Origin of the sequence: Xanthovirga aplysinae (assembly GCF_009711365.1) — a bacterium.
GTDB lineage: Bacteria > Bacteroidota > Bacteroidia > Cytophagales > Cyclobacteriaceae > Xanthovirga > Xanthovirga aplysinae.
In genome coordinates this window covers 1-5,376 of the sequence record NZ_SMMB01000912.1, presented here as the reverse complement: position 1 = coordinate 5,376, position 5,376 = coordinate 1, and the positions used below count along the sequence as shown (strand labels likewise).

Here is a 5,376-nt window from a genome sequence, read left to right as displayed (position 1 = left end):
ATAGGACCATTATTTATGCGCGAAGGAGTCCTCTTCCCTTAAACTTCACCGTTGTGGATGGGGAAAACAGTAAAAACCTCCAGGTGACCAGGACTGTTTCCCCTTTCTTCTGGGGTAATCTTGCTTTCGGTTACGTTGGTTTGGTTGGGATGTTGGTTGACTTTACTAATGATAAGCGTTTTTCCTACCCTTCCACCTTGTATGTGGACATGGGGAGTAATGTGTTGGGTTATTCGACAAATCCACCTTTGACAGAAGATCAGTTTAAAAGAAAAAATATTTTAAAAGTTACACCGCTTAAGATGATTGGGTTGTTTAACCCTGCCGTGGGATTAAGCTACGAAAGACTGTATAAAAAAAATCATTCTTCTCAATTGGCATTTTCCATTCCTTTAGCCATTAATTTTAATAGAAAGCAAGAATTAAGGGGATACCGTCTCGCCTATGAGCATAAATATTACTTTAATCAAAATCAAAAACGTTGGTATGTAGCCTTTGAGTTAGGTCATTCGAAGGAAAGCTTTCTTGACAGTGAAGAATATCATTGGGAGGATGAAAAAGAACAGTCTTACTTTTATACAAATAAATTTACAGTCCAGGAAACAGCATATACCTTTGTGCCAAAGATAGGTTTTCAATATTACCTAAATGACCACTTTTTGATGGATGTATATTTGGGAATTGGCCCCAAAAGGGAAGAAATCAAATTTCCAAATGGTAAAGCTTTAAATGATGAGTCTCTTAATGGGCAGGTTTTGCATCTTTATGCCACAGATTATACGGAGGGTAACATTTGGGCAGTAAGTATACCTTTTAATGTGAAAGTGGGCTTTGTATTTTAATCCATCTAATGATCTAATCAAAGGAGCTGGAAAGATTAGATAATGTGGCACTTTAAGATAAGATAGATCTCAACTAAACTGCAGAATTGATTTAGTTCAATTGTACGGGTGGTTATTGAAATTTGTAAGGGGCACTAGGTCCTCTTTTTTGAAACAAAAAGGCTTAAAATTTCAATAAAGAATGATTGAATCACTAAGGAACTCGTAATTCTGCTGGCAGAAAATCCCAACGTTGCTATAAGGAATTTTTTGAAGTAAAGTATTTAAATTGATAAGTTAAAGCTAATTTCAGTATTGGAGGAAAAAAGAAGACTACAATCTTCTTATGAATTTGATTTCAAAATTACAGTTAAATTTTTTTCTTTTAAAATATGAAGGGGGAAACAGACCTTATAAAGCACATTGAATTATTAGCTGGAAGTATTGGGGTGATCATTGGTCTTTTTTTGGTCTTTTTTTGATTTTTACTCATTCACAACGCCCAAGGGTCAATCTTTTCCTAGCGGTTTACCTTATTGCTTTTAGTCTTAGATTAGGAAAGTCGCTATTTCATAATTATTTTTTTATAGATCCCATCATTCGAAATATCTTTCTAGGAGGCTTTCTAGCACTTGGGCCTTCCTTATGGTTTTATGTGAAAAATTCCCTTGAACCAGAGTCCATTCTTAGGAAAAAAAACGTATTAGTGCATTTTGCACCTTTAATTTTATTCATAAGCTTTTGTTGGATCATTCCTAATAATGGAAGTCCTATCTCAAGGTTTATTTTTGCAGGTTTATTAATTCATATTTTGACTTATAGCATCCTTTCTTTGTATGGGTTAACATTTAAAGAGAAAGTGCTGAATAGAAAATCGGTTTCCTCCACCAGAAAATGGCTCCTGTTTTTTTACAGTAAATAATACTTTATTGGTTTTCCTGTCTCTAATTGTATTATTTGGTTGGGTACCCTATTTGAGTAGTGCCTATTTATTTTCTGGGATGGTAATTTTCTTATCTGCATGGGCACTTAAACATCCGGAATTGTTTAGATTTTCAAATCAAAAATATAGTAATTCATCTTTAAACAAAAGCAAGCTAAGGGATACATGGAGGATTTGAACTCCCTGTTGAAAAAAGAAAAATTGTTTTTAAACTCAGAATTGACCTTAACCACTTTGAGCGATCGCATGGGCATTACCTCTAAGCAACTGTCTCAGGTTATCAATCAGGTACAACAGGAAAATTATTCCCAATACATAACCAGATACCGTATTGGGGAAGCCAAAAGAATGCTCTCCAGTTGGGAATATGAACACTACAAAATTGCAGCAATTGCTTTTGAAAGTGGTTTCAATAGCCTTTCCTCTTTTAATGCAGCATTTAAAAAACATACAAATACAACAGCTGTGAAATTTCGGCAAATGTTGTTGGAATAAATTTCTTTTCTTGTTGTAAAAGTCCTTCTTCGATATTCCAAAGCCAAATTTGTTTTTGACAGCCATACTTTCAGAATACACTATTATTGGGTTGTTTTTTAAATCCTAAAATTGACAATTGGTAATGTCCGGTCATGGAGATGAAAACGTCTTGTTTCTTTACTATTCCAGGGCCCTAAACAACAATGTTTTGCTGTACTGACTTTTGATTGTGGTTTGAAGGTGCTACCTCCTTTTCCAAACATCCTTCCATGGAATTCAATATTGAAATTTGAGACTTATATCATGATTTAGTTCGCCCATATCATGATGTCGGCAGATTAACCCAATATCCTACAGCATTTTTGAGGAAAACATTGGTCATATGAAAAACAATAAATTGAATCGACGAAAATTATTACAACTTAGCGGTACTTTGGCGGCAGCCACCGCTATAATTCCATCTGCTTATGGCTCTTTTTTGTTGGAGGGTAGTCTAGTTGAACGAACTCCAAAAGCTAGTGGAAAAATGCGCTCCTTCTCAAATGAGAATCCTTATGGGCCGTCTCAAAAAGTTCAGGATGTTATTCTGAGTCAGGTCCAACGGATAAATCGTTATCCCACTTTTCATCAATACGATACCAATTCACTCAAGTCTACGATTGCCAGGAAGTACAGGATCGACAAAAATCAAATTATTTTGGGGCATGGGTCCTTTGAAATTCTATGCATGCTTTCCAGAGCATTTGGGGAGAGAGAAAATAGTATTATTGTTCCAGGCCTTACATTCAATGTGACAGGACGTTTCGCTGATAAGTTATTTGCCCATAAGAGCTTGCAAATTCCTGTAACAAGAAAAATGGATATTGATCTGTCAGCTACAAGAAAGGCAGTGACAAAAGCTACACGTTTGGTTTACTTGTGCAATCCAAATAATCCCACAGGTAAATGCTTGTCCGTGAAAGAAATAGAGAAATTTTGTAGAGAGATAGCCACACCTTCTTGCACGGTGGCCATTGATGAAGCTTACATTGAATTGGTAGATCCTGTTTACCGTCCTGCAACCATCAAGCTTTTGCAGGAGCGGTACAATGTACTTATCATCAGGACTTTTTCTAAAGCTTATGGTTTGGCCGGATTAAGGATTGGTTATGCTATGGGGGTGCCCGATACCATTGCTAAGCTTGAAAGTGAGCATTTTGGATTTAATGGGCTGCTCAGTAATTTGGGTGTGGCAGGTGCAATTACTGCATTAAATAACGATACTTACGTTGAGGAATACCGCCTAAAAAACAAGGAGGTAAGAGGTTATGTTCAGGAAGCTCTGAAAAATTTTGGTATTGAATTTCATCCGAGTTCCACTAATTTTATTTATCTGAATGTAAAGGATTTTAAGCGATATAAAGCTGTCTTGGAAGGTGCGGGCTTTCAATTGGCCGTTGGAGGGTGGCCCAACTTTCCAAATTGGGCGCGGATAAGCATCGGTAACTTGAATGAAATGAAGGCATATGTAGAGGCTATTACAAATATGGATTGGCTGGTGGTGTGAATTAAGCTAAAATCAAACTATGTTTGACCTTCAAATTTATTAACAAACCTCAATATTCGCCAATGCCTCGTGATATGCTCTTCAAGGAATTCCAGCCCGTCACGAGGCGTTCTCATTTCCTCAACATGAAATTTAAAATAATTATCCAGAGCTTTTCTTGAAGAAAGTTGATACTGAATGCAAATGGTGGAATGCTCCTCTTCCTTATTGTTTTCCTCAATAAAATATCGGGCACTCTCAAACCCCTCAAGTGGCAGCATTCTTTTCTGTATATGAAATTCTAGCCACTTGATATACTCGTTTAATAATGAATTGATTATGGTTGCATTAACTTCATAAATAATCATATTAATTTCCTTTTGTGAGCGTCAGGGGCTTGGCCACTAAAGAGTCAGCTTACCAGTAAATCCCTAATTACTTCTAACTCATACACAACTCGAGGAGTAGTGATAGCTCTAAAACGTCTTACCAAGTCGTTATCAGTTTTCTTTGGAGTATGTGGACTACCCTTTATCCAAGCCTCTCTATTTGGCCATGGGGCATAATTGTACCAAAGCTCTTTGTTGTTCACCGATCGATGAAGTCTCGATCCCAATCCTCCTCTGTTTTTTGCAGCTTCAACAACCTGAGGGTATAGTTCCTGAAATTCCTTTTCGTTTTCAGGGTTTACATGAAGCTCATAAAGTACACAAAACATTAATGTCCTTTCATTTATGGTCTCTGTTAAACCTAAAATATTTTAGAAAATCTCAGCAAGAAAATCTTTCATAAGTCGCCAGGAGCGTTTGTCCGCTGGCTCATTGTATTGAATCCCTTCTCCTTTTCCTGGTGGGTTTTGTTTTGTAAAAGAATGCCTTGCCTGTCCATACATATGTAATTGCCAATCTACCTTTGCATTTGACATTTCTTGCGCGAAATTTTTGATTTGCTCAAATGGAACAAAAGGATCATTATATCCTTGTAAAGCAAGTATTTTGGCCTTAATGTTGTTTTTTGATAAGCCGGTTGGTGGAGTAAGAACCCCGTGGAAGCAACAAACTCCTTTTATTGCTGCACCACTTCTTGCTAAATCAAGGGCACACAGTCCTCCAAAGCAATAGCCAATGGTGCCAATCTTTTCGGAATCAACCTGGTCTAAAATTTTTACCGTATTCAAGGCCGCAAGCATTCGTTCTTGAATTAATATTCGGTTTTCCAGTAGGTTATCCATTAATTGACTTTTGTCTTCATCGTTTTGTCCTATTTGACCATTCCCATACATATCAACAGCAAATCCAACATAACCTATTTCAGCTATTAATTGAGCTTTATGCTTTACGAATTCGTCACAACCATTCCAATCATGAACTACCAAGATGGCAGGACGTTTTTCAATCCCCTTCTTATTATAAACTAAGTACCCTTTTAAGTTTTGTTCACCTGCTTTATAATCTATCTCTTTTATTTGCATATTTTGTTTTCAAATTAGGATAACAATACTAAATCGAATTAAGATAGGGACACCACTAACATATTTTGTATAAAGTTGCTGGCCTATACATCTAACTAAAAATTAGAGTAGTGGTTTTAAAGATAAAAAAAGGAAAAGG

At 36.4% G+C, this 5,376-nt stretch carries 6 protein-coding genes; 3 read left to right on the top strand and 3 right to left on the bottom strand.

The genetic code is table 11. The features are described from left to right. The 3 genes from E1171_RS07970 to E1171_RS07960 form a co-directional block, all read left to right on the top strand. Nucleotides 1-842 (top strand): DUF3575 domain-containing protein (locus E1171_RS07970; protein WP_155205482.1); only part of this gene is annotated, 842 nt, incomplete at its 5' end. A 1,087-nt stretch (nucleotides 843-1,929) separates the two neighbouring features. After that, the gene (locus E1171_RS07965) at nucleotides 1,930-2,259 is read left to right on the top strand and encodes a helix-turn-helix domain-containing protein (RefSeq protein ID WP_155205481.1); all 330 of its coding nucleotides are present in this window, start codon (nucleotides 1,930-1,932) and stop codon (nucleotides 2,257-2,259) included. A gap of 364 nt (nucleotides 2,260-2,623) precedes the next feature. Beyond that, a complete protein-coding gene (locus tag E1171_RS07960) occupies nucleotides 2,624-3,787 on the top strand; it encodes a pyridoxal phosphate-dependent aminotransferase (RefSeq protein WP_155205480.1) in 1,164 nt (387 codons plus the stop codon). A 17-nt stretch (nucleotides 3,788-3,804) separates the two neighbouring features. On the opposite strand, the gene E1171_RS07955 is transcribed toward E1171_RS07960, so the two are convergent. From E1171_RS07955 to E1171_RS07945, 3 genes are read right to left on the bottom strand one after another with little or no spacing between them, the layout of a single operon-like run. After that, the gene (locus E1171_RS07955; protein WP_155205479.1) at nucleotides 3,805-4,134 is read right to left on the bottom strand and encodes a DUF4286 family protein; all 330 of its coding nucleotides are present in this window, start codon (nucleotides 4,132-4,134) and stop codon (nucleotides 3,805-3,807) included. A gap of 44 nt (nucleotides 4,135-4,178) precedes the next feature. After that, the gene (locus E1171_RS07950; RefSeq protein ID WP_155205478.1) at nucleotides 4,179-4,484 is read right to left on the bottom strand and encodes an antibiotic biosynthesis monooxygenase family protein; all 306 of its coding nucleotides are present in this window, start codon (nucleotides 4,482-4,484) and stop codon (nucleotides 4,179-4,181) included. A gap of 42 nt (nucleotides 4,485-4,526) precedes the next feature. Then, complete coding sequence (locus E1171_RS07945) at nucleotides 4,527-5,237, bottom strand: dienelactone hydrolase family protein (RefSeq protein WP_155205477.1); 711 nt, start codon at nucleotides 5,235-5,237, stop codon at nucleotides 4,527-4,529. Nucleotides 5,238-5,376 lie beyond the last annotated feature (139 nt).